At 44.6% G+C, this 21,366-nt stretch carries 18 protein-coding genes; 14 read left to right on the top strand and 4 right to left on the bottom strand.

Annotation, left to right across the window (positions count from 1 at the left end):
• The first annotated feature begins 21 nt into the window (after positions 1 to 21).
• The 6 genes from I2I33_RS03810 (at position 22) to I2I33_RS03785 (ending at position 8,325) form a co-directional block, all read left to right on the top strand.
• On the top strand, positions 22 to 348 hold the full coding sequence (locus I2I33_RS03810) for a hypothetical protein (protein ID WP_087419915.1): 327 nt from the start codon (positions 22 to 24) through the stop codon (positions 346 to 348).
• 159 nt (positions 349 to 507) lie between these two features.
• Complete coding sequence (gene secA, locus I2I33_RS03805; protein WP_087419916.1) at positions 508 to 3,798, top strand: preprotein translocase subunit SecA; 3,291 nt, start codon at positions 508 to 510, stop codon at positions 3,796 to 3,798.
• Between the two features lie 89 nt (positions 3,799 to 3,887).
• Complete coding sequence (gene lgt / locus I2I33_RS03800) at positions 3,888 to 4,727, top strand: prolipoprotein diacylglyceryl transferase (protein WP_087419917.1); 840 nt, start codon at positions 3,888 to 3,890, stop codon at positions 4,725 to 4,727.
• Between the two features lie 3 nt (positions 4,728 to 4,730).
• The gene (locus I2I33_RS03795) at positions 4,731 to 5,255 is read left to right on the top strand and encodes a nucleoside deaminase (RefSeq protein ID WP_162613713.1); all 525 of its coding nucleotides are present in this window, start codon (positions 4,731 to 4,733) and stop codon (positions 5,253 to 5,255) included.
• Positions 5,256 to 5,411: 156 nt separating this feature from the next.
• A complete protein-coding gene (locus tag I2I33_RS03790; RefSeq protein WP_087419918.1) occupies positions 5,412 to 6,017 on the top strand; it encodes a hypothetical protein in 606 nt (201 codons plus the stop codon).
• 208 nt (positions 6,018 to 6,225) lie between these two features.
• Positions 6,226 to 8,325, top strand: a complete 2,100-nt coding sequence (locus I2I33_RS03785) for a KamA family radical SAM protein (RefSeq protein WP_087419919.1) — start codon at positions 6,226 to 6,228, stop codon at positions 8,323 to 8,325.
• On the opposite strand, the gene I2I33_RS03780 is transcribed toward I2I33_RS03785, so the two are convergent.
• From I2I33_RS03780 to I2I33_RS03765, 4 genes are all read right to left on the bottom strand, one after another.
• The gene (locus I2I33_RS03780) at positions 8,326 to 8,967 is read right to left on the bottom strand and encodes a DUF6266 family protein (protein WP_087419920.1); all 642 of its coding nucleotides are present in this window, start codon (positions 8,965 to 8,967) and stop codon (positions 8,326 to 8,328) included.
• 12 nt (positions 8,968 to 8,979) lie between these two features.
• The gene (locus I2I33_RS03775; RefSeq protein WP_087419921.1) at positions 8,980 to 9,621 is read right to left on the bottom strand and encodes a DUF6266 family protein; all 642 of its coding nucleotides are present in this window, start codon (positions 9,619 to 9,621) and stop codon (positions 8,980 to 8,982) included.
• A 280-nt stretch (positions 9,622 to 9,901) separates the two neighbouring features.
• Entirely contained in the window at positions 9,902 to 10,588 is a 687-nt protein-coding gene (locus tag I2I33_RS03770) for a response regulator transcription factor (protein WP_162613714.1), read from the bottom strand.
• Positions 10,573 to 11,775: a sensor histidine kinase gene (locus tag I2I33_RS03765; protein WP_087419923.1), complete on the bottom strand. Its 1,203-nt coding sequence runs from the start codon at positions 11,773 to 11,775 to the stop codon at positions 10,573 to 10,575. Before I2I33_RS03765 ends, I2I33_RS03770 begins: the two co-directional genes overlap by 16 nt.
• A 230-nt stretch (positions 11,776 to 12,005) precedes the next feature.
• Between I2I33_RS03765 and I2I33_RS03760 the strand changes: the two genes are divergently transcribed.
• From I2I33_RS03760 to I2I33_RS03725, 8 genes are all read left to right on the top strand, one after another.
• Positions 12,006 to 12,671: an ABC transporter ATP-binding protein gene (locus I2I33_RS03760; protein WP_087419924.1), complete on the top strand. Its 666-nt coding sequence runs from the start codon at positions 12,006 to 12,008 to the stop codon at positions 12,669 to 12,671.
• On the top strand, positions 12,668 to 13,894 hold the full coding sequence (locus I2I33_RS03755) for an ABC transporter permease (protein ID WP_087419925.1): 1,227 nt from the start codon (positions 12,668 to 12,670) through the stop codon (positions 13,892 to 13,894). Before I2I33_RS03760 ends, I2I33_RS03755 begins: the two co-directional genes overlap by 4 nt.
• A gap of 8 nt (positions 13,895 to 13,902) precedes the next feature.
• Positions 13,903 to 15,048: an ABC transporter permease gene (locus tag I2I33_RS03750; RefSeq protein ID WP_162613715.1), complete on the top strand. Its 1,146-nt coding sequence runs from the start codon at positions 13,903 to 13,905 to the stop codon at positions 15,046 to 15,048.
• 58 nt (positions 15,049 to 15,106) lie between these two features.
• Complete coding sequence (locus I2I33_RS03745) at positions 15,107 to 16,330, top strand: ABC transporter permease (RefSeq protein WP_087419927.1); 1,224 nt, start codon at positions 15,107 to 15,109, stop codon at positions 16,328 to 16,330.
• Positions 16,327 to 17,514, top strand: a complete 1,188-nt coding sequence (locus I2I33_RS03740; protein ID WP_087419928.1) for an ABC transporter permease — start codon at positions 16,327 to 16,329, stop codon at positions 17,512 to 17,514. The genes I2I33_RS03745 and I2I33_RS03740 overlap by 4 nt, the downstream gene beginning before the upstream one ends.
• A 19-nt stretch (positions 17,515 to 17,533) precedes the next feature.
• Positions 17,534 to 19,000 (top strand): TolC family protein, encoded by a 1,467-nt coding sequence (locus tag I2I33_RS03735; protein ID WP_087419929.1) that lies wholly within the window; start codon positions 17,534 to 17,536, stop codon positions 18,998 to 19,000.
• Positions 19,001 to 19,003: 3 nt separating this feature from the next.
• Positions 19,004 to 20,248 (top strand): efflux RND transporter periplasmic adaptor subunit, encoded by a 1,245-nt coding sequence (locus I2I33_RS03730; protein ID WP_087419930.1) that lies wholly within the window; start codon positions 19,004 to 19,006, stop codon positions 20,246 to 20,248.
• A gap of 152 nt (positions 20,249 to 20,400) precedes the next feature.
• Positions 20,401 to 21,342 carry a PD-(D/E)XK nuclease family transposase gene (locus I2I33_RS03725; protein WP_087419931.1) on the top strand — a complete coding sequence of 314 codons (942 nt, stop codon included), beginning with the start codon at positions 20,401 to 20,403 and terminating at the stop codon, positions 21,340 to 21,342.
• Positions 21,343 to 21,366: the final 24 nt, after the last annotated feature.

Raw genomic sequence — 21,366 nt, 5'->3', positions numbered from 1 at the left:
AAAAGCATTATCTTTGGCGGTATGGAAATGAACAAATATTTGATAGCAGCCTTGTATGTTGTCGCCGGATGCGTGGCAACCCTGCCGATAAATGTGCGTGGGGGGAATGTATCTGTTAGGACAGATTGCTATCGTTTGTTGGTTTCTTCTACCGAGAAGGTTATCACGGTTTCTACCGAGAAAAGATCCACGGAGGATTTCGATTATGGTGATTTCTACAATCAGAGTCACGCGGAAACCGTGGATGCCGTAAAAGTTTATACTACTTACTCGTCTGTCGTTCTACCGGGTTGGAAAGTCCCGGAAATTGCAGCAAATCCCATCCGGGCTCCCGGGAAAATGGAATGATTTCGGGTTTATGATTTTAGATTTACGATCCTACTAATTTCTTGATTTATGATTTTAGATTAGGTGATTTTCACCTGCTAGCCAATGTTTTTCTGAATCGTAAATCGTAATTCATAAATTGTAAATTAATTTGTTTTCATTTTTCAATTATATAAAACTATGGGATTTAACGATATATTAAAAAGTCTTTTTGGTAACAAGTCTGATCGTGACTTGAAAGAATTATTGCCGATCGCGTCAAAAGTAAATGCAGAGTGGGAAAAGATTAAAGGCGTGAGCCATGATGAGTTGAGACAGATTTCAGCTGATCTGAAAGCAAAGATTCATGCCCACGTGAAGGCAGAAGAGGATGAAATTGCTTCTTTGAAAGCAAAAGTAGAGAATGAGAAACCTTCGATCGAGGAAAGAGAGGAAATTTATAACCGGATTGATAAGCTGGAAGAACAGATTAACACGAAGTTAGAGGATGTTCTAAATGAAATATTGCCTTTGGCGTTTGCCGTGATGAAAGATACGGCAAGACGTTTCAAAGAAAATAAAGAGATCGTCGTGAAGGCTAACGATTTTGATCGTGATTTAGCCGTAACGAAAGATTTCGTGGAGATTGACGGTGAGGATGCCGTTTACTTCAACTCTTGGTTGGCCGGAGGTAACGAGGTTACCTGGGACATGGTTCACTATGACGTGCAGTTGATAGGTGGTTCCGTGTTACACCAAGGTAAGATTGCCGAGATGGCTACCGGTGAAGGTAAAACGTTGGTGGCTACCTTGCCTGTATTCTTGAATGCTTTGACGGGTCGCGGAGTACACGTGGTTACGGTCAATGATTATCTGGCAAAACGTGACTCCGAGTGGATGGGACCTCTTTATATGTTTCACGGGTTGTCGGTAGATTGTATTGACAAGACGGAGCCGAATTCCCCGGAGAGACGGAAGGCTTATCAGGCAGATATTACTTTTGGAACGAACAATGAATTTGGTTTCGATTATTTGAGAGATAACATGGCTATCCACCCGGAAGACCTGGTACAACGCAAACATCATTACGCGATTGTCGATGAGGTTGACTCCGTGTTAATTGACGATGCTCGTACCCCGTTGATTATTTCGGGTCCGGTTCCGAAGGGGGACATTCAGATGTTTGACGAGTACAAACCTCGTGTGGAGAAGTTGGTGCGTATGCAGCGTGAGTTGGTTGCCCGGATTTTCACGGAAGCTAAAACGTTGTTGGCTAGCGGTGATCGGAAACAAGAGGAACAGGGGGCTATATTGTTGTTGAGAGCATATAAGGGATTACCCAAATATAAGCCATTGATCAAGTTCTTGAGTGAACAAGGAAATAAGGCTACCTTGGTGAAAACCGAGAATGTTTATATGCAGGAGAATAACCGTCGTATGCCGGAGATTACGGATGAACTTTATTTCGTGATTGATGAGAAACAGAACTCTATCGATTTGACGGATAAAGGACATGATACGATTACGGCCGCGGGAGAAGATCCGAACTTCTTTATCTTGCCGGATGTGGGTTCTGAATTGGCAGAGATCGATAAGATGAACCTGACGGAGGAAGAGAAACTGGAGAAAAAAGATCAGATGGTGCAAAGTTATGCCGCTAAATCTGAGCGTGTACACACAGTGAACCAGTTGTTGAAAGCATACACGTTGTTCGAATTGGATGTTGAATACGTGGTTATCGATAACAAGGTGAAGATCGTGGACGAGCAGACGGGGCGTATCATGGAAGGACGTCGTTATTCAGACGGTTTGCACCAAGCTATTGAAGCGAAGGAAAATGTGAAAGTAGAGGCTGCCACGCAGACATTTGCCACGATCACCTTACAGAACTATTTCCGTATGTATCATAAGTTAGCCGGTATGACCGGTACGGCAGAGACGGAAGCGGGTGAGTTCTGGGATATTTACAAACTGGACGTTGTGGTTATCCCGACAAACAAACCGGTGATCCGAAAGGATGCTAATGACTACGTGTACAAGACAAAACGTGAAAAATATAACGCGGTGATCGAGGAGATTACCCGATTGGTTGGAGAAGGCCGCCCGGTGTTGGTGGGTACGACTTCCGTCGAGGTTTCCGAGTTGTTGAGCCGTATGTTAAAATTGCGGGGTATCAAGCATAACGTGTTGAATGCGAAGTTGCATCAACGGGAGGCTGATATTGTTGCAGAGGCCGGTAAATCACAAGTGGTTACGATTGCAACCAACATGGCCGGTCGTGGTACTGACATCAAGTTAAGTCCGGAGGTACGTGCCGCGGGTGGTTTGGCCATTATCGGTACGGAACGTCACGATTCACGTCGTGTAGACCGTCAGTTGAGAGGTCGTGCCGGACGTCAGGGAGACCCGGGTTCTTCTCAGTTCTTCGTGTCATTGGAGGATGATCTAATGCGTTTGTTCAGTTCCGAGAGAATCATTCGGGTGATGGACCGTTTGGGACACGAGGAAGGCGACGTTATTCAACATTCCATGATTACCAAATCTATCGAGCGCGCACAACGTAAGGTGGAGGAAAATAACTTCGGTATTCGTAAGCGTTTGTTGGAATATGACGACGTGATGAACTCTCAACGTGAGGTGATCTACAAGAAGAGACGCCATGCGTTACTGGGAGAGAGAATCGGTGTGGATATTGCCAACAATATGTATGATGTTTGCGAGACATTGGTGGAAGAACACAAGGAGGCTAATGATTTAGAAGGTTTCCGTATGGATGTGTTGAAATATCTTGCCGTAGACTTTGATATAAAAGAGGAGGATTTCCAGAAGACTTCTGCCGACAATTTGACGGAGAGACTGTACAAAGAGGTACGGGATACATTCAGTCGTAAGACGGAGACTATCGCTAAACAGGCGTTCCCCGTAATTAAGAATGTTTTCGAGCAGAGAGGGGAAATGTTCAAGAATATCGTGGTGCCGTTTACTGATGGAAAACGGGCTTACAATGTCGTGGCTAATCTTGAGAAGACTTACAAGTCTGAAGGTGAGGAGTTGATCCGTGCTTACGAGAAGTCTATCATGTTGGCTCATATCGATGACGCATGGAAAGAGCATTTGCGTGAAATGGATGATTTGAAACAATCCGTGCAGAATGCAACTTACGAGCAGAAAGACCCGTTATTGATCTATAAGTTCGAGTCATTCAACTTGTTCAAGAGTATGGTGGACAAAATCAACAAGAATGTCGTGTCTACTTTGATGAAGGGACAAATTCCTTTTGAGGCTCCTGAAGAAGTGAAACAGGCTGAAGAGAAACGAACTGATTTAAGTAAGATGCGTATGGGACGTAGTGATGCTCCTGCCGCTCAGACCAATCAAGCTCCCCGTAAAACCGAGCCCGTGAAAGTGGGCCCCAAGGTAGGACGTAATGATCCGTGTCCTTGCGGAAGTGGTAAGAAATACAAGAATTGCCACGGGAAGGGGGAAGAATAGACTGATTCGGTGATTAAGAGATTTGATGATTCCGTGATTATGCAATCATTGAATCTCTTAATCATAAATCACTAAATCACAAAATAATTATGGTTTCATTATTTATCAATTGGGATGTTAGTCCCGAATTAATTAGTTTAGGTGGTTTCTCGATTCGTTATTACGGGTTATTATTCGCCTTGGCTTTCGTGTGCGGGTATAAGGTAGAGGAGAAGATGTTCAAGTCGGAAGGGTTAAGCCAGCAGTGGTTGGATAAGTTGTGGATATACGTGGCGGTTGCCACTGTGATCGGGGCCCGGTTGGGACATTGTTTCTTTTATGATTGGGCATATTATAGCGCTCATCCGTTTGAAATTATTCTACCGGTTCGGTTTCAACCGGAATTCCGTTTTACAGGATACCAAGGGTTGGCCAGCCATGGGGCTGCAATCGGTATTATTGCCGGGTTGTGGTATTATTCCAAGAAGGTAAGTAGGAAATCAATATTTTGGATTCTGGATCGTGCCGTAATTCCAATCGCATTGGCCGGTTTCTTTATCCGGATGGGAAATCTGATGAACTCGGAGATTGTCGGCTTACCGACAGAGCTGCCTTGGGGATTCCGTTTTGTACATTCCGGGATGCCTGATCCGATGACTCCCCGTCATCCTGCACAGTTGTACGAGGCGATTTGTTATTTGATCAGTTTTGCTGTTTTAATGCATTTGTATTGGAAGACGAAAGCGAAAGATCGTCAGGGCTTTCTTTTTGGAATGTTTTTGGTACTGATCTTTACCGCTCGTTTTGTGATCGAGTTTGTGAAAGAGAACCAGGAAGAATTCGAAAACGCCATGACCTTGAATATGGGGCAATGGTTGAGTATTCCGTTTGTATTGATCGGGATTTACATGATTTGGAGAAGCGGGAAAAAGATAAAAGTTAAAAACTAAAAGATGAAAGAATCTGTAACTTGTAACCAATCAACCTGCAACTCGCCGGAGGCGAACTCTTATAATCCGGAGTTTATGAAGGAGGCAATTCGTATTGCCGTGGAGAACGTGGAGAAGGGGATGGGAGGACCGTTCGGGGCGGTAGTTGTGCGGGATGGTAAGATTATCGCAACTTCCGGGAATACGGTTGTTCCGGATAATGATCCCACGGCTCATGCGGAAGTGAATGCTATTCGCAAGGCTTGTAAGCAACTTGATTCTTTCCAGTTGAAGGGGTGTGAAATTTATTCCAGTTGTGAACCGTGTCCCATGTGTTTAGGGGCGATTTACTGGGCGAGACCGGAACGGGTGTATTATGCCTGTACGAAGGAGGATGCCGCTGTCGGTGGATTTGATGATTCTTTTATCTATAAAGAGATCGTGTTGGATGGGCCTATGCGTTGTATCCCTTTTGAGAACAAACGAGAAGAGGGTGCGGGAGAGGAATTCAGGCTTTGGCAGACAACCAATAATAAAACGAGATATTAGAAAAGGGAGTCAATTTTTTTTGACTCCCTTTTTCTAATATCTTCTCTTTTTCGTGTTCTAAATGAAATTGTTATTCCGTTTAAATTTGTTATATTTGTGAATGACAACGTGGTAGGTCGTGTGTAGGATTTAATTACTCAACCTAAATTTAGAACTATGGAAAAGAAATTAGACTTTGGTAGCGTGTTATCGCAAGGTTTTTTGGTGGGAATGAAAAATCTGCCTTCTCTTTTGGGAGCAATTGTATTATGGCTTTTAACGATCTGGATTCCTTACGTGAATGTGGGAACCACGATAGCTATCATGACGATCCCCATTAAATTCAGTAAAGGTGAGATTTTTTCCCCTCTCTGTATTTTCGAGAAACAATATTATCGTTATATGGGTGAGTTCTTTTTGACTTGTGGGTGGTACACGGCAGGGGTGTTGATGGCCATGGTTTTTCTTGTTGTACCCGGTATCGTGTTGGGGATTATTTGGAGTCAAGCCCTTTATCTTGTACTGGACAAGGGGGTGAATCCGGCCAAAGCGTTATCATTGAGTAATAAAATGACTTATGGCAACAAATGGATCATTTTTGCCGTGATGTTTGTTGTTTATATAGCCTTTTTAGTAGCTTCCTTGTTATTGACTTGGATTCCGTTTATCGGGGTTATTATTGCATTTTGTTTGATGGTTATTTATATGGCCATGATATTGGGTTGTTCCGGAATGATGTATGGTAAATTGTTGGAAAATCTGACAGAAGAAGATCTTAAATAAGATCACGTAAATATTGAAAAAGACGCCGTGTCCACGAGATTGCGGCGTCTTTTTTTGTTTTGTAGGTTGCGAACTTTCTCTTTTTTTATTAAATTTGTAAACATCAGATATTTATTTTCTGTATAAATATTCGAAACCCTGACTTCCGGGGACTTGTTTGGGCGATATCCATTTGTCGTTTTTGTTTAATCTAAGATAAGGAGAAAATGTGAAGGAGAAAGATGTATTGAATTTTTCGTGTATAGAGTTGGTGAGTTTATTTGAGCGGGAGTTCCCGACGATCATGCAAGGTGCAAGCCTTAGTAAGGATTGGAAAGAGTTTGAACAATTTCTGAAGGGGTACGTGCGTGCCGCTTTGACAAAACATTCGACTTCTTCGTCTATAAAACGATTTTTCCGGATGTTTATGAACGAGACCCGGCATATTCGTGATTTTTCCACGGGGGAGAAGATTCGTTATGAACCGATTAAATGGTTATGGCAAGCTTTACGGGGAGAGGGGGATGGCATACATCCGGATTTTTTGTTGGATTGGTATTATCTATTTAAGAAATACCAGACAGATGAAGTCGTTTTACCGGAGCGGGCGCAATGTGATCAATGGCGGGGACGTTGGAAAACCGGGATGGATGAGGATGTAGCTCAAGAGCGTCGGGAGAATCGGGAGCGGATATGTGGTTTGTTGATTGGGAAAATAGAGAAGAGAGATAAGTTGAATACCCGTTATCGTTTTGAAGAGGGAATGAGCATGGAGAGAAAACGGGAGTTGGTGGGTGAATGGTGGGGGGATTATAAATTTCATCTCGCTTTAGCCGTCCGGGAACCGGATGAGTTGAACCTGTTCATGGGTGACACGTTATCGCCGGAGTTAATGGAGCTTTTACACCGGGCGAAGCAGAAAGGAATCCCGTTTTTCGTGACTCCCTATTATCTTTCCTTGTTGAGCGTTCGGACGGATGGGTACGATGATTCCACGATTCGGAGTTACGTGATCTATTCCGAGGAGCTGGTGGAGAATTTTGGGCAGATCCGGGCGTGGGAGAAAGAGGATGTGGTGGAACCGGGAAAACCGAATGCTGCCGGGTGGTTGTTGCCCAATGCCACGAATATTCATCGTCGTTATCCTGAAGTGGCTATTTTCATCCCGGATTCGATGGGACGGGCTTGTGGCGGGCTGTGTGCTTTATGCCAGCGTATGTACGACTTTCAGAAAGGACATTTGAATTTTAACTTGGATCGGCTGAAACCGACAGACGGGTGGGAAGTCAAGATGGAGCGCCTGATGATGTATTACGAGCATGATTCTCAATTGCGGGATATTTTGATCACGGGAGGGGATGCACTGATGAGTCAGAACCAGACGTTGGAAAAAATCTTGGATGCCGTTTTCCGTATGGCCGTGCGCAAGCGAGAATTGAACAAGCGACGTGGGAAAGGAGAAAAATATGCCGAGATTCAACGGGTGAGATTGGGTTCGAGGTTATTGGCTTATTTACCCAGTCGTGTAAATGATGGGTTGATCGAGGTGTTGAAAAGATTCCGGGAGAAGGCGGAACAGGTCGGGATTCAGCAATTTTTCATACAGACTCATTTCGAGTCGCCTTTGGAAGTGACCGAGGAGGTAATTCTGGCTACCCGGCGCTTGCTGGAGGCCGGATGGATTATCACCAATCAGGCTGTGTTCACGGTGGCGGCTTCACGTCGGGGACATACGGCGAGGTTGAGAGAGGTTTTGAATCGAATCGGTATTCTGACGTATTACACTTTTTCCGTGAAGGGATTCGAGGAGAATTATGCCTTGTTTGTCCCGAATAGTCGTTCGCTACAAGAGGTGTTGGAGGAAAAAGTGTACGGGGATTTGCCCGTGGAGCTGGAAAAGGAGGTCTTGGAATTGTTGGAATACCCGGAAAGGATTCCCGCTGAATTACCGGATTTGTTGGATAAATATCGGCAACCGTTTCTGGCCACGGATCGAAACGTGATGAACCTGCCCGGAATCGGGAAGAGCATGACGTACCAGACGGTCGGGATGACAAAGGAGGGAAAGCGTATTTTACGTTTTTCTCTGGATGCGGGACGACGGCATAGCCCTCAAGTGGATCACGAGGGGGAGATTTATATCGTGGAAAGCAAGTCGATCGCGGCTTATTTACGCCAATTGCAAGCGTTGGGGGAACGTGTGGAGGATTATAGTTCGTTGTGGGATTATGCTGAAGGGCGCACGGAATCCCGTTTTGCCCTTTTTGAATATCCGGAACCGAGAATTGAAATCACGGGGGATTTCACGAATCTGGAAATTGATTCGTGATCAGGCGTTCCCGTTAGTTTCGAGTAATCCCAGTGTCCCCGATGCGTTCTGCCCGTTTGCGCTGACAGCGAAACCGTACACGACCAATTGGTTTACATCCCAGTCTTCCGGTAACAGCCATTCTTTTTCCCCGCTTGTGCTTCTAGTTCCGAGTTCCACGAGTCGGCTTTTCTTTTCTTCCCGTTCGTGAATCACACCCATCAAGCGGTCTTCTTTAGCCATGAAAGGCATTAATGGTTGTTGTTTCCACCGGAAGGTGACCAGCCGTTTTTCCTTGTCCATTTCAGCCTCGATGAGGGGTAATCGTAACCCGCCACCGGAGAGCGAGAGTGTCAACAGGTCCACGGTGGGATTTTCCACGTCATCCGCGTTCACTTTGTGAATATTGTCACGGGTGAAGCAGTTGGCGCATATCTTGCCGGAGGGGGAACAATACCCCACGGATAGGATTTTGAGGAAACGGCGACGCAATTTCGTGATCAGGCTAAGTCTGGCACGTTGTTTCAATTGTTCCGGGGTTTTCGCGTCCTTCACGAAACCCGGTTTTCCTCTCGCGATTTGAGTTTTACCCACTTTGTAGGAGGTTACGTTGCCGACGGAACCGGAGATGTCTTGAAATATGGTCGGTTTAAAGATTGCCATGATATTCGTGTTTTAAGATTTGGAAATAGAGAAATACATGCAGGGGGAGTAACGTTTCCCGTCTTGGGCTGCGAAAAAGCAATAAAAATGAGCTGTTGTCCATGTTCCTTCCGGGACGGGTACGATGGCTTTTCCATCTGATCGGCAGAATCCTGTGTCATCCAGCACGACGGGTTGATAGGGTTCGTTGTCAAAGATGGCGGCAACGGTCAGTTGGTCGGTCGCTTGTGCGGTGACGGTTGACGTGTTATCCAGCCACTCCAGTTCCAGTTTGTCTGCGTGAATGGCCGTGGCTTTCATCCCGAAAGGTAATTGCAGGCTACCATCCGACAGGACTAGCCGGGGGTAATCGATGTAGTCATTCGGGCCGAACATATTCATGTTCGTGTGAAGGAACCAGTGGTAGCCGGAGCGTCGTTCCTCTTCCCGAGCCACGAGCGTGTACACTTTTTCCAGCATGCTTCCTCGTGTGGCACGGTACATGGTCTGGGCTCCGGGGAGCTTTGAACGTTGTGTCGTTTGTCCTTCCGAACGCGGGTTGCTGATGGTGTCTGCCAATTTTCGGGCATACGTTTTGTTTCCTACCGAGTAAGTCACGTATCCCCCGATTTTCCCAGAGGCTCCTTGTAATACCGAATCGTTTAATGTTGCCATGTATTTTCTGATTTTGTTGACCTTTCGGTCGTGTTTATGAGTCAGTCTCCTATTTTTAGACTAAAATAATGCTATATAGGAGTTTTCAAATGTAGATAGATTACTTTAAAAAAACAAATTAATTGCAATATTTAATTTTGATTGTAGGAGGGGGATAGGGCCGGAATGGGAGCGGAATGGGAGCGGCTCGCAATTTGGTAAGAATATGTTAGTGATAATGTCACATTTTGTGACATTAATTTGCATTTACGTATTTGAGGGCCTAGGGTGAATTTTTATACTACAAGCCGTTCACGAGTTTGTAACCTCGAGCAAATTCGTTTTGGATGGCGATGCTTTTATCCGCTTTCAGTTTTTTGTTCAGCAGGCAGACGTATCTGGTGAGGGCTTTTTCCTTGTCTGTGGTATAGACACCCCAGAGCGTTTCGCACATTTCTACGGTGGGAATCACCTCGTTGATCCGCAGGCAGAATAGCCATAAGATGTTTGATTCCATACTTTTCAGCTCTTCTCGTTTACCGGAGATGGTGAGCAGTCGGTTATTTTTGTTGAAGGTGGTGTCGGGAGAGACGCGGAAAAGCCCTTGTTCTTTTTCCGTGTTCAATCGTTTGGTTCTGGCGATAGCCTTGTCCAAGCGAGCTTTCACGTCGTCCACGCTACAACCTTTCACGAGATAATCGTCGGCTCCCTCGTACAGGGCATGGTTGTGATTGACGGAACTGAGAATCACGATCGGGATCTGATCCCCTTTTTCCCGTACGAGGCGAATCAGTTCGTGGCCGTCTTTTCCCGGTAGGTCCATGTCAAGTAACAGGAGATCCCAAGTTCCGGTTTCGTATAGTTGCCATGCCTTGTTCCCCTCTTTGGCAAGGGTTACCGTGTACCCGGCTTCTTCAAGGATTTCCGTGTATATCATGGCGGCCGTGGTGTTGTCCTCGGCATAGAGTATATTTATTTTTTCTTCCATTTGCGTAAGTATATCGTGAATGTACATCCTTTTCCCGGCGGGCTGTCCACCGTGATTTTTCCCTTGTGGGCTTTGATGACGTTGTAGACGTATGTCAAGCCTAAACCGTATCCTTTTTTATTGGTAGAGTCTTTGTTTGCCTGATAATATTTGTTGAAAATATATTTTTGTTGCTTTTTGGGAATACCGGGACCGTTGTCCCTTATTTCTATAACGAAGGTTCCTCTTTTTTGGTAACAGATTACGGTGATCTGTGGCGTTTCTCCGCTGTATTTCACGGCATTATCCAAGAGATTTTGAAGAGCGCCGAGTAGGTAGAAATGTGATGCATAAACAATTTCGGATTCAACGAGATAGCGCAAGTTTAACTGGATATTTTTTTGTCCGTGGTTGGCGAGGTATTGTTTCTCGAATAACGAGAGTATCTCATCTTTCAGGTTAAATTCGTCCCGGGTGATGTTCAAGTGGGCGAGCCCACTTAACGTTTTAAGCAATTGCTGAGAGCTTGTTTTCAGTCGGTTGGCTTCTTCTTGGATAAGCCGGATTTTCGCACGTCCCTTTTCGTCATCCTCGGGGATGGATTTCTTTTCTACAAGTTCAGACAGGGTGACGATACTTGCAAGAGGGGTCTTCCAGTCATGCACGACTTGTTTAATCATTTCTTCTTGAAGGCGGGATAGATGTTGTTGGGCGTGGGAGAGGTATTGTAAACCTAGAACAAGTAGTAGTGTCAGCGCGACAATGGCGAGGATGTCTTGCCATGATTCCTCTAAAAAGAAGGAGATTGGAAAATTGTAATAAATGGCCAAGGATTCGTGGGAAAGATTATTTATCGGGAAGTTTTTTCCTCGTGTTATGTCGGGCGTGCGTGTTTTGTGATGCTGGAACCGGACTATGATTTGATTTGTGCTGTCTAATTGTGCGATGGTGAAATGAACGGCATCGAGTGTTTGGATACGTAATACGCTGTCTAGTGACGAGAAAAGATGGGTTCGTTCTTGAACGGAGTCTGTTTGTAATATTTCTATGTATGGGGGAATAACTGATTCGATAATAGAATCCATGTGAATTTGCCAGCGTGTCTTGACGGTTTCGTATAATTTAATACCGGAGAATAATTGATTGATCCACAATAAAATGAATATCGTGAACGTGATGTAACCTATTATTCTTAAATCGTGTTTCATTCACTTTCCTTTTACCATTTCAACATGCACGTTTGTTGAATGGTTGCCGTCACATAGACGAGACGAAATTACGTATTTAGAATTGATTTTACAAGGAGTTGTGGTTGAGCGATATGTCGGGAGCGAAATTTTACAATAGTTTTACAATAATTCGGGGAGGTTTCCTAGGAGGGAGTTCGTTATGTTTGTAATGGTAAAATAAATCATGAATCAACTAATACTTAAATCGTATGATAACTTTAGAAAATATTAATAAAACGTTTTACACGAGCGAGGTGGAGACACGGGCATTGGAAGATATTAATTTGACGGTGGAGAAAGGTGAGTTTGTGGCTATCATGGGACCTTCGGGGTGTGGAAAGAGTACGATGTTGAATATTATGGGGTTGTTGGATAAGCCAACGAGTGGTTGGGTGATTATTGATGATGTCCGGGCAGATTCTTTGTATGATCGGGATATGGCGAGGATTCGTAACCAGAAACTAGGATTTATTTTCCAGAGTTTCCATTTGATCCCGTCGCTGAACGTGTTGGATAACGTGTTGCTGCCGATGTTGTATCGCCGGGGAAGTTCTGCATCGGCCAATAAGAAAAGGGCACTGGAATTAATTGAAAAGGTCGGGTTGACTCATCGCTTGAAACATTTCCCCTCGCAGTTGTCCGGGGGACAATGCCAACGGGTGGCGATAGCGAGGGCGTTGATCGGGCAGCCGAAAGTGATTCTGGCGGACGAGCCGACGGGAAATTTGGATAGTAAGATGGGAACGGAGATCATGGATTTACTCGTACAATTGAACCGGGAGGGGACGACAATCGTGATGGTGACGCATGATGAGAGATTGGCGGAGGAAACCGGACGGATCATTCGTTTGTTTGACGGAAAGTTAGTGTTATGAATCGATGGAAAAATTATATAATTCCAGCGTTTTACCATATCCGGCACAACCTGTCGTTTGCAATTTTTTACGTGTTGGGTACGGCGTTGGCGTTCGTGTTTATCGCGATCGTGTTGCAACTCGTTTATTCTGTTGTTGGTAACGAGCCGCCGATGGTGAATGCGGACCGGATTGTTTGTGTTGATGAATTTTTAGATCCACAAGGTAACCCTTTATATAAAATTTCTGCCAAGGAAGTAAGTGGTTTTATGGAGGAAATACAGGGATATGATTTGTATGCAGTCAGCCACACTGAGATTGCGGATGTTTTTGGTGAGCATACATTTATTACTCGCCCGGTAAATTACGTGAATGCAGATTATTGGAATGTTTTTCAGTTTGAATTTCAAGAAGGGCGTGCGTTTTCACGGCAAGAATTCGATAAGAAACAACCCGTTGCCGTGATAGATAAAAGTATGGCAGATATTTTATTCAAGGAAGAGAGTGCCGTGGGCAAAAAAATAGAGTGTCAAAAGGTCGTTTACACAATCACAGGGGTGGTGAAAGATGTTTCTATTTTTACAACGGGAATATCCGGGAAGTTCTGGTTGTCGGATAAGTATAATACATTTACACCTAGCGGGGATCGTTTTTATGAGATTTATGTTTTGTTCCCGGATGAGATGCCTGTGATTGCTGCAAAGCAGGGCATCGTACGTGTGGTGAAGAATTATTATTCTCGTCAAGGGGAGGAAGTAGATGTTTCCGCGGAAACGTTGTACACGATGAGAGAGAGTTTGATTCGCCGAGTGGGAGTCCGCTTGTTGGCATACGGGGTACCTGTTGTGCTTTTGCTCCTTTTGGTTATTCCGGCGATTAATATCATGACATTGAACGTGGCGAATTCGAATAAACAATCCGAGGAAATTGCAATAAGAAGAGCGATAGGGGCTCCTCGTTCGGCCCTTTTCTTTCAGATGATGACGGAGAATCTGATTCTTGTGGTTGTTGGGGTGTTCTTTGGATTATTGTTGTTTTTTCCGATGGTTTACTGGATCGAGGAGGTGTGTGTTAATGGCGTGACGGGCGGTACGGATTCTTTGGTTACGGATATTAATTCCTTGGTTATACTGGGTGGAATTTTCCCTCTAATGCTTGTATTTACACTGCTGACGGGCGGTTGTTCCGCTTGCTTGGCTGTGAGGAAAAATATGGCGGTGGTACTGAAAGGAGGTGCTGAATGATCGGGCACGTGTTTAAGACTATCAGGAATTCGTGGAAATTATTTTATGGGATTTTCATAGAGCAGGTAACGGTTTGCATTGTATTGATGCTGGTGGTGGTTTCTGTCTTTGTAACTTTGGATAAGATGTATTCGCCGGGATTGCTAGATACGGATAATACGGTTTGTTTTGGTTATGTACTTGCGAGTGAAGATTGCGATAAGGAAGGGATCGGAGGATGTATTGATGTTGTGGCAGATAATTTGAAGAAGTTGGATTATGTGGTCGGGATTACACAAAGTATGGCGATGACTCCTTATGTGGGAGAGTATGCTTGGTATGACAGTATTCGTGTTGAAGGAAAAATGTATCGTGTGAATTACAAAGGAGCAGACGAGGAGGCTTGTAAGGTGTTTCATCTGGAAATTGTGGAGGGCGAATGGCTCACGGACAATAGATTGGCGGATGGATCGTCCGCTTGTGTCGTTACGCAACAACTCGTTGATAAATTAAAATGGACGCAAACTCTTGGACGTAAAATTTTTGTGAGAGGAAATAATTTTACGGTGACGGGGGTGCTATCCGGAATAAAACATAAGATTTTTTTGGATTCTGATCCAACGATCATTATACCATGTAATACGATGGGGAATGATGATATGTTTCGGGAACTTTGTGTTCGTGTAGAGCCGGGCAAGGGGGAGGAGTTTATTATGGCTTATTATAATGAATTTCAACGATTGATACCCGTTCAAGAAGCTCAGCCGTTTGCGATAAATATGGAGTTAGCTAAAAGAGGTGCATGTAGTACAACATTCGTGAATATTATGTTACAAGCCGTTCCCACGATATTCCTGTTTGTTTTCGCATTTATCGGTACGTTTGGCTTGTTTATGCAGAATTCGGAAAGACGAGTACGAGAATTTGCTTTGAGGTTGGCCGTGGGTGCGACTCCCCGTAAGTTACTCGTGTTCGTGATGTTGGAAAGCTTTGTTGTTACTTTACTAGCCTGTGTGCCCGGAGTTCTCTTGTCCATGTTTATTTATGAGTATACTTTGCCGGAATGGACGGGTGTGTGCATAACGGTGCTTGTTATGGTTATGTTTTCGATGTTGAGTACTTGGTATCCGGCTTACCGGGTGACGAAGGTAAACCCGGCGGTGACGTTGAAGTGAAGAAAAAGAGCATGAATCCCGTGGAGGCGATGCGGGAGGAATAGTAAATAAAGAGATTATGAATAAATGGAAGAATTATTTAAGATCAGCATTGTGTAGTATAGGGCATAATAAAGTGTATGCTTTGTTCTGCGTGATTGGTACTGCGTTTACATTCGTGTTCATTATTATCATGCTCCAACTCGTGTATGATACAACCAGTAATAAGGCTCCTTTTGTAAATGGTGATAGGACAATTGTGTTCAGCACTTTTCAAGATATGAATGGACGGGATGTTGGAGGCATATACTCGAAGAGTACAGCTTGGTTGATGGAAAGGATACGGGCGAAAGAGGATTATTTCATGTATTATAATAGTGTTGGGGAGGTGGCCGTGAATGACGCGTGTAAGACACTTTCTTTTGCTTTTGTAAATGGAGGTTATTGGAAAATTAACCAGTTCCATTTTATAGAAGGGCGTCCTTTCACGGAACAGGAATGCCTGAATAAAGACGCATATGTCGTGTTGAGGGAGGATATGGCAGGGATGTTTTTCAAGAGGGAAGATGTTGTCGGGCAGAAAATGGAGATTCAGGGGAGAGAGTACACGGTTATCGGCGTGGTGCGTAATTTTTCGACCTACGCGATTCGTGCGGACGGGATATGGATACCTCATGTTTTTAATAGCTTTTCGCCTCGCGGGTTTGGGTATTACGATTTGGGAGTCCTGTTTCCCCGGGATGTTCCCGTCCAAAATATGAAAGAAGATGTTGCCGTGGCAGTTAGGGATTATTGGAGGTTGATAAATATGCAAGTGGATGTGAAACCGGAGAATTTATATACATTCCGGGAGGCAAGAATTGATAATTTCGGTTCTGATTTGTATGCTTACGGGATTCCCGTGGCTATTCTCTTGTTGCTACTTATTCCCGCGATAAATATTGTTACCTTGAACATGGCGAACGTGGATAATTATTCGGATGAAATCGCGTTGAAACGAGCTTTGGGAGCGGGGCTTTGGGATTCGTTCATGCAAGTGATCACCGAGATCGCCCTGTTGGTGATTGTCGGGGCTATTTTAGGTATATTCCTGACGTATCCGGTAGCGGATTGGATCAGCGTGTCATTTTTTAATAATGGAGACGAGGGACAAATATCGTTGATAGAGGATTTGGATTATTTGGTTATTCTATGCGGGGTGTTTCCTCTCTCGTTGTTGTTTACATTATTATCCGGTGGAATCCCGGCATATATTATTGCCCGGAAAAATATAGCCACGGTTTTGAAAGGAGGTTCTAAATGATAGGTCATGTATTAAAGATGCTTTGGCAGGAACGGAGAAAATATGCCGGGGTATTGATGGAGCAAATGTTGATATTTATTATTCTGATGGTAAGTATGGTGGCTTTGTTTGGAGCGATAGACAAATATCGGGAACCCGGATTGCTAAACACGGATGACGTGGTGTTTTTCGGGTATATGTTGCATGGTGGTGGTAATGGTAGTTTAGAGGATACGCGGGAAGTGGAACAGGGAATGAATATTATTATTGAAAAATTGAGGAAGGAACCGTTCGTGGTGGTGATCACCCGGAGCGACGGTTTGGCTCCTTATCTACGTTCGGATGTTTATTATGACGAGATGTTTGCCGACACGGTTAAGGCGGATGGGAAATCCGTGGGAGTTATTGTAAAGTTTGCTGATAAAGAGGCGGAGAGTGTTTTTCAACCGAAATTGGAGGAAGGAGAGTGGCTTACGAATAATGTTTTGGAGGACGGCTCTCGTCCGGCAGTCATAACTCGCCAGTTGATGGATAAGTTGGGGTGGAGTGAGGCGATAGGGAAAAGATTGTACCTAGGGGGACGTACGTTGACTATCGTGGGGATAAGTCCCGGCGTGAAACAAAATGTTTTTTCCGATATGCCTACGGCGATAATCATTCCTAGGGATGAGGAACAATTATTTTCTTACGAGGAATGTTGTGCCAAGATCAAGCCGGGACACGAGGATGAGTTTCACTCTTGTTTTAGCAAGGAATATAAGCGACTGGGGTTGGCTGAAAAGGCGGTATCGCTTTGTTATGAAATGAGCGGATTGAAACGAGAATCTATGTTCGATGTCGTTTCTGGTGTTGCTATGCGAGCTATTCCTACGGCTTTTTTGTTACTTTTCGCGTTTATCGGGACATTTGGTTTGTTTTGGCTAAATTCTAAAAAGCGGAAAGTGGAATTTGCCTTGCGTTTGGTGGTTGGAGCCACGAAACAGCGCTTGATAGGTCTTGTCGTAATGGAAAGTTTAATTTTGAGTGTTTTGGCTGCCTTGCCGGGAATGGTGCTTTTCGGTTTCGTGTATGAATGGACGAGGGTAAACGTGGCTGCAATCGGGATGACTTTGGTCGTGATGATTGTTTTTGCGGTGTTTAGTGCTTGGTGGCCGGCTTATAAAGTGGCGCAGGTGAATCCCGTGGAGGCGATGCGAGAAGCGTAACAGTAAAAATGGAGATATGATGAAAGGATTATTTATATGGTGGTGTTTATTGGTAGTTTTACCTGTTGCAGCTCAACAAGAACAGAAGGTCGTTTCTTTGGAAGAGGCGATTCGTCTGGCACGGGAACAGTCGCTGGATGCGATGGTGGCAAAGAGTCAGTTGAGATCAGCGTACTGGCAATATCGAAATTATAGGGCCGATTTGTTGCCAAACGTGACATTGACGGGGACATTACCGAGTTTTAACCGGACGTTATCGAGTTATTTGAAGGAAGATGGGACGTACAAATATATTTCCAGTAATTCGATTTCGGAGCAGTTGGCGTTGTCGGTGACGCAGAATATCCCGCTGACGGGAGGTGCGTTGTCCTTACAATCACAGGTAGAGCGGGTGGACCAGTTGGATGGTGACAAGACAACGGAGTATATGAGCGTGCCGTTTAACGTGATCTTTTCGCAACCGTTGATCACGGCGAATCCTTTGAAATGGAGTATGAAGATCGAGCCGGAAAAGTACAAGCAAGCTCAGCAGCAGTTTGCCGTGAACATGGAAAACGTGGCAGTACAGGTTATATCATATTATTTCGATTTGTTGCTGGCGATGATTAACGTGGATATTGATCGGCAGAATTTGAAAAATTCGGAAAAACTGATGCAGATAGCACAAGGAAAACGGGAGAGGGGATTGATTTCCGATAATGATTTGTTGCAATTGAAGTTGAATTACTTGAATGCCTCGTCTTCGCTGATTCAGACGGAGCAGGCTTACGAGCAGAAAATGTTTGCTTTGCGTAATTATCTGGGATATAATGAACGTGTGGTGATTGTTCCTGATATGCCGGAAGAGTGTCCGGAAGTCGAGGTGACGTTTAAAGAGGTTATGGAACTGGCGAATAGGAATAATCCTTTCCGTTATGATGTGGTTTGCCGGATGCTGCAAGCACGTCAGCAGGTGGCACAAGCAAAAGCCGGGAGAGGGTTTAAGGCAGACGTTTATGCTTCGATCGGGTTCACTGGAAGTGATAGGACTTTTAAAGAGACATACCAGAATTTACGAAATCGGGAGGCAGTTAGTTTGGGGATAAGTATTCCAATATTGAATTGGGGAAAGGGACGGGGACAGGTGGAGTTGGCCCGCTCGCAAGCAGAGATCACACGGGTACAGGTGGAGAAGGAAACATTGAATTTCGAACAAGATGTGATGACGGCGGTAAAACAGTATCAGGAACAGAATCGGCTGAACGAGATCGTGCGTTTGGCGGATACCGTAGCCCGGAAGCGTTACAAGACGGCATACGAGACTTTCGTGTTGGGGCAGATCAGTGTGCTGGATTTGAATGCCGCACAGACGGAGCAGGATAATGCCCGACGTACTTATGTGAGTCAATTGTATTCGTCATGGGTGTATTTTTATGCCTTGCGTAGGTTGACTTTGTATGATTTTGAAAAGAGAGAAGATATAATTTATCAACAAGAAAAATATTAGATTATGGATCAGGCAATATCTCTGGAGATAAAAAGACGACGTAAACGGAAAATGGTCGTAAGGGGTACTATGATTGTGATAATATGCGTGGGGGTGTTTTCTTTTTTGGTGAATATGTTTCAACCCAAGATTCGGGGAGCAGAGGTGAATTTTGGTGTGGTGGACGAGGGGGCAGTGGGGGTTTCCGTGTATGCCACGGGAAAGGTGGTTCCTTTTGCAGAAGAAATCATCACTTCTCCGGTGTCTTCGAAGGTGCTGGAAGTGTATAAAAAGTCGGGGGATCGGGTGCAGAAAGATGAACCGTTGTTACAGTTGGATTTGGAAACGATACGGACGGAGTACGAAACGAAGAAGGAGTCGTTGGAGATGCAGTTGAATAAATTGGATTTACAGCGTAAAACGATAGCGAGTGATTTGGCGGAAATGAAAATGCAGGTGGATATTGACGAGATGATGTTGAAACGAACTTTGGTGTCGCTGAATAACGAGCGCTATCTGGATAGTATCGGGGCCAGTACGAGGGAAAAGGTGCGGGAGGCGGAATTGAATTACACGGTGAAACAAATGCAATTGGAACAATTGAAACGGAAGTTTGAAAATAAAAAGAGTACTTCACAATCGGAAATTCGCTCGCTGGAGTTGGATTACAAGATTGCCAAGAGGAACATGGACTTGTTGTTCAAGACACTTGGGGAGGCTCAAGTGATGGCACCTCGTGCCGCCACGTTGACTTGGATTAATGATCAGGTTGGGGCTTCTGTTGCGCAGGGAAGTAATTTGGCGATATTGTCTGATTTGTCGAGTTTTAAGGTGGAGGGCGAGATTGCCGATAGTTATGCGGATAAGATTACCGCGGGGAACCGGGTGAACGTGGTGATCGGGAACGAAAAGCTTTCCGGCACGGTGGGGAATGTCACGCCCTCGGTGAATAACGGTGTCATCAAGTTTGTCGTGTTTCTGGATGATCAGAGTAACACCCGGTTGCGCTCCGGGTTGAAAGTGGATGTACATGTTACTCATGCCATGAAGGATGAAACGTTGCGTTTGCCGACGGGGGCCTATTACATGGGTCGGGGAGATTATGATTTGTGGGTTGGCAATGGGGAACGAGTGGAAAAGAGGAAGGTTATGCTGGGAGAGAGTGGTTTCGAATACGTGGAGGTGTTGCAGGGGTTGACGGTCGGGGAGAAGGTGATTATTTCGGACATGGGAAAATACAGGGATAAGGAGGTTCTGTATGTAAAGTGACAGATGCTACGTTTTATCTGGCAATGTGGTTGCTCATGCTAAAATCATTATATTAGGTGTGTCGTCTCTATAATGATATATTCTCCCCGAAAAAAGGAACGTTTGTCGTGGAAAAGTGTATCTTTGTGAAGAATAACTAAATTGGCTGTGTTATGGAGAAGGATAGGTATATACGATTTGATTGGGCCGTGAAACGATTATTGCGTGATAAAGCGAATTTTGGGGTGTTGGAAGGTTTGCTCACGGTGTTGTTGGGTAAGGAAATCCATATCATGGAAATTCTAGAAAGTGAGAGTAATCAGCAGTGTGATAATGATAAGTTTAACCGAGTGGATATTAAGGCACGGAATAGCGAGGGGGAGATCATTATCGTGGAGGTGCAGGTAACCCGGGAGCTTTATTTCCTTGAACGTATTCTTTACGGGGCGGCGAAAGCGATCACGGAACATATCAAGTTGGGTAATCTCTATTCGGAGGTGAAAAAAGTATATTCAATTAGTATTCTTTATTTTGATATAGGTAAGGGGGATGATTACCTTTATCACGGGCAGAACACGTTCACGGGGGTTCACACGGGGGATCGTCTGCAGGTGACCGTGAAGGAAAAGGATGCTTTGGTGCGTCGCCTACCTTCGGAGATATTCCCGGAGTATTTCTTGATTCGTTTGAACGAGTTTAATCAAGTGGCTACAACGCCGTTGGAGGAATGGTTGGATTACCTGAAGAATGATCATATCCGTCCGGATACAACGGCTCCGGGATTGAAAGAAGCACGGGAAAAATTGATTTATTATAGCATGGATGCATCAGAGCGTGCGGCATACGATCGTCACGTTGACGCGATCATGATCCAGAATGACGTGCTGGGAACGGCCAAGTTCGAGGGGTTAGTGGAAGGACGAGCAGAGGGGAGAGCTGAAGGAAGGGAAGAAGGAAAGGTGGAGGGAAGAGTGGAAGGACGGGCAGAAGGTTTGGTGGAAGGAAAATTAAAAGGAATTGTTGAGGTTGCTCGTAATTTGAAAAAGCTAGGAGTACCTTTGGATTCCATCATTCGTAGTACGGGTTTAACAAATGAAGAAATAGAACAATTATAATATTTGCACGGGAACGAATTTTAA

This window comes from Butyricimonas sp. BSD2780061689_150309_C8 (assembly GCF_015560935.1).
GTDB lineage: Bacteria > Bacteroidota > Bacteroidia > Bacteroidales > Marinifilaceae > Butyricimonas > Butyricimonas paravirosa.
This window is presented reverse-complemented; position numbering and strand designations above follow the sequence as displayed.

Bases quoted from the DNA above. Each gene is read 5' to 3' on its own strand.
- I2I33_RS03810 (WP_087419915.1), top strand. From the start codon at position 22: ATGGAAATGAACAAATATTTGATAGCAGCCTTGTATGTTGTCGCCGGA.
- secA (WP_087419916.1), top strand. From the start codon at position 508: ATGGGATTTAACGATATATTAAAAAGTCTTTTTGGTAACAAGTCTGAT.
- lgt (WP_087419917.1), top strand. From the start codon at position 3,888: ATGGTTTCATTATTTATCAATTGGGATGTTAGTCCCGAATTAATTAGT.
- I2I33_RS03795 (WP_162613713.1), top strand. From the start codon at position 4,731: ATGAAAGAATCTGTAACTTGTAACCAATCAACCTGCAACTCGCCGGAG.
- I2I33_RS03790 (WP_087419918.1), top strand. From the start codon at position 5,412: ATGGAAAAGAAATTAGACTTTGGTAGCGTGTTATCGCAAGGTTTTTTG.
- I2I33_RS03780 (WP_087419920.1), bottom strand. From the start codon at position 8,967: ATGGCAATCTTTAAACCGACCATATTTCAAGACATCTCCGGTTCCGTC.
- I2I33_RS03775 (WP_087419921.1), bottom strand. From the start codon at position 9,621: ATGGCAACATTAAACGATTCGGTATTACAAGGAGCCTCTGGGAAAATC.
- I2I33_RS03770 (WP_162613714.1), bottom strand. From the start codon at position 10,588: ATGGAAGAAAAAATAAATATACTCTATGCCGAGGACAACACCACGGCC.
- I2I33_RS03765 (WP_087419923.1), bottom strand. From the start codon at position 11,775: ATGAAACACGATTTAAGAATAATAGGTTACATCACGTTCACGATATTC.
- I2I33_RS03760 (WP_087419924.1), top strand. From the start codon at position 12,006: ATGATAACTTTAGAAAATATTAATAAAACGTTTTACACGAGCGAGGTG.
- I2I33_RS03755 (WP_087419925.1), top strand. From the start codon at position 12,668: ATGAATCGATGGAAAAATTATATAATTCCAGCGTTTTACCATATCCGG.
- I2I33_RS03745 (WP_087419927.1), top strand. From the start codon at position 15,107: ATGAATAAATGGAAGAATTATTTAAGATCAGCATTGTGTAGTATAGGG.
- I2I33_RS03740 (WP_087419928.1), top strand. From the start codon at position 16,327: ATGATAGGTCATGTATTAAAGATGCTTTGGCAGGAACGGAGAAAATAT.
- I2I33_RS03735 (WP_087419929.1), top strand. From the start codon at position 17,534: ATGAAAGGATTATTTATATGGTGGTGTTTATTGGTAGTTTTACCTGTT.
- I2I33_RS03730 (WP_087419930.1), top strand. From the start codon at position 19,004: ATGGATCAGGCAATATCTCTGGAGATAAAAAGACGACGTAAACGGAAA.
- I2I33_RS03725 (WP_087419931.1), top strand. From the start codon at position 20,401: ATGGAGAAGGATAGGTATATACGATTTGATTGGGCCGTGAAACGATTA.